Raw genomic sequence first — 1,029 nt, 5'->3', positions numbered from 1 at the left:
CGGACACGCGTGTCCGAACCATGTACCAGTGTCCTGTGTGAGGGATTGACCCCTGCGGTAGACGAGAACGACATATCTACTGGTTCCATAAAAAACCGGTCACGTGCTCTCGACAGACCAATGTGAGAGGGGTCACCCTGTCATTCATCCACGCGGGGAGGCATGGATGGGCAGGAGCCGCAGAACAATTCCGGAGGAGCTTCTGTTGCTGGCGTTGGACCCGACCACGGGTACCACCGCACAGCCGCAGTCGCTCGACCTCGGTCTGGCCGGAGCACAGCTAGTGGAGCTGGCGCTGGCCGGACGGATAGCCCCAGACGGGGATCGTATCGCCGTGGTGGCACCACGGCCGACCGGAGATCCAACCTTGGACTGTGCGCTGGAACTACTCCGCAGGCGGGGTGCTCCAGTACGCGCTGTGAACTGGATCGGCGGGCCCCGACTGGGGCTGCGCCAGACTTATCTCTCGCATCTGGAGCGATGCGGCATGGTTCATGCCGTGGCGGGTCAGATGTGCGGGGTGCTTCCGACGACTCGCTACCAGGCGACGGACACGGAAATCAGCCGGGAGATCAGGGCCCGGCTGGACAGCGCGATCCGCACCGGCGTCCCGCCGGACCCGCGGACCGCCGCACTGGCCGCACTGGCGCATGCCGTCGGCCTGGGCAAGCACCTCTACCCAGGGAACGAAGGGCGTTCGTCGCGCTCCCGCCTCCGGGACCTGATCAGGCACGACCCCATGGGCGGCCTCGTGGCACACGCCGTGATGGACGTCCAGAACGGAGTGGCCGCTCAGCCACGCCGCAGCCCGGCACCGACCGGCCGTCAGGCCGCCCCCGGAGCCAGGCCCGCACCGGAGCCCGCCAGGGGTATCCCGATGCAACCGCGCCGCGGTTCGATGGCGCGCGCCGTAGCCCACTGAGTCACGGGCCAACGGCACCCACCGGCACGACCGCAGCACAGCCCTATCAGCAGCATCCGAATCCGCAGAATCGCAGTAACTCCGCATCACCCGCCGTGCATCACGCC

The 1,029-nt window shown here is 67.4% G+C and carries 1 protein-coding gene; it reads left to right on the top strand.

Features of this window, described 5'->3' with window-relative positions; genetic code table 11:
- The first annotated feature begins 166 nt into the window (after positions 1–166).
- Entirely contained in the window at positions 167–922 is a 756-nt protein-coding gene (locus tag AOK01_RS17365; protein WP_055512599.1) for a GOLPH3/VPS74 family protein, read from the top strand.
- Positions 923–1,029: the final 107 nt, after the last annotated feature.

The sequence above is a fragment of the Streptomyces aurantiacus genome (assembly GCF_001418335.1).
Taxonomy (GTDB): Bacteria; Actinomycetota; Actinomycetes; order Streptomycetales; family Streptomycetaceae; genus Streptomyces; species Streptomyces aurantiacus.
This window is presented reverse-complemented; position numbering and strand designations above follow the sequence as displayed.

What these genes read in the sequence shown, in the direction of transcription:
- AOK01_RS17365 (WP_055512599.1), top strand. Translation starts at nt 167, where the DNA reads ATGGGCAGGAGCCGCAGAACAATTCCGGAGGAGCTTCTGTTGCTGGCG.